The 3,399-nt window shown below is 36.9% G+C and carries 4 protein-coding genes; all 4 read right to left on the reverse strand.

Annotated elements, in window-relative coordinates:
• Positions 1-44: 44 nt before the first annotated feature.
• The 4 genes from lepB to HRT72_08370 are packed head-to-tail and all read right to left on the reverse strand — an operon-like array spanning position 45 to position 3,289.
• Positions 45-1,070, reverse strand: coding sequence for a signal peptidase I (gene lepB, locus HRT72_08355; GenBank protein NQY67717.1), 1,026 nt, complete (start codon positions 1,068-1,070; stop codon positions 45-47).
• Positions 1,071-1,072: 2 nt separating this feature from the next.
• Positions 1,073-1,789, reverse strand: a complete 717-nt coding sequence (gene dapB, locus HRT72_08360) for a 4-hydroxy-tetrahydrodipicolinate reductase (protein NQY67718.1) — start codon at positions 1,787-1,789, stop codon at positions 1,073-1,075.
• Positions 1,790-1,812: 23 nt separating this feature from the next.
• Positions 1,813-2,382: a hypothetical protein gene (locus HRT72_08365; GenBank protein NQY67719.1), complete on the reverse strand. Its 570-nt coding sequence runs from the start codon at positions 2,380-2,382 to the stop codon at positions 1,813-1,815.
• A 25-nt stretch (positions 2,383-2,407) separates the two neighbouring features.
• Positions 2,408-3,289, reverse strand: coding sequence for a ParB/RepB/Spo0J family partition protein (locus HRT72_08370; GenBank protein ID NQY67720.1), 882 nt, complete (start codon positions 3,287-3,289; stop codon positions 2,408-2,410).
• Positions 3,290-3,399 lie beyond the last annotated feature (110 nt).

The raw sequence follows: 3,399 nt of genomic DNA on the forward strand, positions 1-3,399 counted from the left end.
ATATCTTTAACGGTACGATCTTGTGGACAACATCTCGTATCGTCTCAAGAGTTCGCCTGTTCACACTTTGTCTTGTTGTCGATGCATGTGCCCCAATGCACAGATCCTGCGTTTCCAGAAATCTTCAAATCATGGCCTTCATAAAGATCAATAAGGCGTTCGTATATTGGAAGATTTTCTAATGTGAGATTAACTGTTATGCCAGCCTTAGGGATTGTAATTGGGCCGTAATTATCTTCATTCCAGCCATAAGTGTTGTTTCTCGGAAATACACGAGGATTACCTTCGTTTTCTTTTTTACACCATCGTCTCATTTCTTTAACCATGGTCATTTTTTCTACAATCGATTTTGTTTGTGAAGTAAGAGCCATTCGGTGGTCTCCATAGTCGCTAATTCTTCTGTGATCGGTAATATCGTGTTTCCTTAAGATTTTAGTGTTAAAATCATTTCCATCCGTTTTTAAGAAGTAGTTGTACTGCATGTCTTCCGGCTCTTCTGCCTTTACTCCATTAATATGAACGACACCATTAATTATTTGTAGTTCGTCATTTGGAATAGCAATACATCTTTTGATGTAATTTTCCCTTTTGTCCGGCGGTCTAACTATAATCTCAGAACCTGGATTATTCCAAACAGCACTTCTTCCATAATTTAAAACAAGATCATAATAGCTCGAGTTAGGATCGAAAGTAGCTACGGTATCACCCTCTGGGAAATTAAATACAACCACATCGTTATTTGCTATATCAGCAAATCCAGGTAATCTAAAGTATGGGAGATTGATCCATTCTAAATACGATTTTGTATTAAAAACAGGTAGTGTATGATGAGCGAAAGGAAAGGAGAGAGGCGTGTTTGGCGTTTTCGGTCCGTAATGTAGTTTACTCACGAATAAATAGTCTCCTCGTAGTAACGACTTTTCCATCGATGAAGTAGGGATAGTAAATGCTTCTACTAACAGCATCCTAATCAAAGTAGCAGCAATTACCGCAAATACAACAGCATCGAGCCATTCTCTAATCGGCCCTTTTGGCTTGATATTCTTTTTCCCTTTTTTCTTAAAAAACATGCCTATTGATTAAGTAAGTCTTTCATTCCAAATACACCCTTTTTCTCTGATACCCATTCTGCAGCAATTACGGAGCCTAGAGCAAAAGCTGCTCTATCGCTAACGTTGTGAATTAACTCTAAAGTATCCACATCCGATATGTATTTTACACCATGAATTCCTTTAACATCACCTTCTCTGCGAGAGTGAATCATAAGTTCGTTTGGGTTTCCGTTTTCTTCCAATGTCCATTTAGACTTGCTGTTAAAATTGTCTAATACACCATTTGCAATTGTAATCGCTGTACCGCTAGGATGATCTTTTTTATGTATGTGATGAACCTCGCTCATTTCAACATTATATCCATTTTGTTGATTCATTAAAGTAGCAAGTTTTTCGTTAATGTTAAACATAATGTTTGCTCCAATACTAAAGTTTGAAGCAAAGAATAAAGTTTGGTTTTTATCTAAACATTTATTTCTAACATCTTCGTATTTATCGTGCCATCCTGTTGTTCCAACTACAATCGGTAGGTTTGCCTCAAAGCATTTGTCTATATTTTCAAGAGCTATTTCTGGGCTGCTGAAATCGATGGCAACGTCGCATTTACTTAACTCTTCGGTAGTAATGCTATTTGAATTTGAAGATGTGATTATTATAGGAAATTCATGCCCTCTTTGAATTCCAATTTCTTCAATTTTTTTTCCGGTTTTCCCGTGACCGATTAGTGTGATTCTCATTCTATTGCTTTAAGGCCGTGAAGTTACAATTTATAAGATAGATTCAGCCTGGGACGTAAAGCGGAATTACCATAATAAGGATCATAACGCCAGTCAAATTTCAAACTAAGATCATCGCTTACGTCGAATGAGAAAAGGTGGGCATCAACTGTGGCGTCGATTACGTTGAAGATGTATAGACCTGCTAGTAAGACAAAATTCAAATCTCTTTTTTTTCGGTAATCGTCTTTTCTTGCCTCCAACATTGCTTCTGAATAGCGGTTGCAGAGATATTCTATCGATGCATCACACGTGGTATCGTTCGCAACCGCAAAATGTGCTGCTCTGTAGTCTTGATATAAGCCATTATTAAGCTTTGCAAAATGAATAAGCGCATATGCTCCTGCATAGATTAATGGTGGTTTCCAATATTTCCGGTTATAGATCTGACCTAAACCAGGAATAATAGCCGACATGACAGTTGCTAATTTGGGATGGTGTTTTTTTCCTTTTTTAATATCCAGAGAATCAGGAATACTTGTTAACGTATCTTGCCCTAAGGAGTTAATCGCAATAGCGAGGAAAATTGATAAAACTAAAAAATGCTTATGCATGCCAATGATTAGACAGGGGTAGGGATTAAATATCCATTTTGTTAATTATGTCATTTAAATCTTCATCCGATTTAAAATGAATAACTATCGATCCTTTTCCGTTGACGCTTCTTTTAAGAATAACCTTAGTGTTAAACTTGTCTTTTAAGTCGTCGCTTATTTTAACATCTTCAGAAGATAAATCTATTTTTGCCAACTTGTTTGCTTGCTTCTTATCCTTTACCAGTTGCTCTACAGAGCGTACGGAAAGTTTACCGGCCACTAGCTCTCTATACGTTTCAAGCATAATATCTTCTTCTTCAATGCCTAAAAGTGTTCTGGCATGGCCCATAGATATGATGTTACTCAATAATCCTTTTTGGATTTCCGCAGGTAGGTTTAGTAGACGTAAGTAATTCGTAATAGTCGATCTATTTTTACCAACTTTTTGACTTAGTACCTCATGTGTAAGTTCACATTCATCAATAAGGCGTTGATAGCTAATTCCTATTTCAATTGAATTAAGGTCTCGTCGTTGGATATTCTCAACTAGTGCCATCTCTAGCATTTCACTGTCATTTGCAACTCTTACGTATGCTGGAATATCTTGAAGTCCGGCTAGTTGAGAGGCTCGCCATCTTCTTTCTCCTGAAATTATTTGGTATTGGTTGGTGTTGGTTTTTCGAAGGGTGATGGGCTGAATAACACCATATTCTTTTATTGTTTCAGATAATTCGTCTAGAGCCTCTTTATCAAACTCAGTTCTTGGCTGAAACGGATTCGGCTCAATATTAACGATAAGGATGTTTTGTGTTGATCCTGTTGTTGATTTAGATGGCCTGCCAGTATAGCCAGATACCATATCTACACCTGTATCGTCTAGTAATGCACTCAGCCCTTTTCCAAGAGCTCGTTTCTTATTCTTCATTAACTACAGAAATTATCTTCTCAGATTCATTAATCTGAGTTAATTCGTTTTTTTGTAAAATTTCTCGGGCTAAATTAAGGTAGTTAGTAGCTCCTTTAGATGCAGCATCA

The sequence above is a fragment of the Flavobacteriales bacterium genome, from assembly GCA_013214975.1.
In the GTDB taxonomy this organism is placed as follows: domain Bacteria; phylum Bacteroidota; class Bacteroidia; order DT-38; family DT-38; genus DT-38.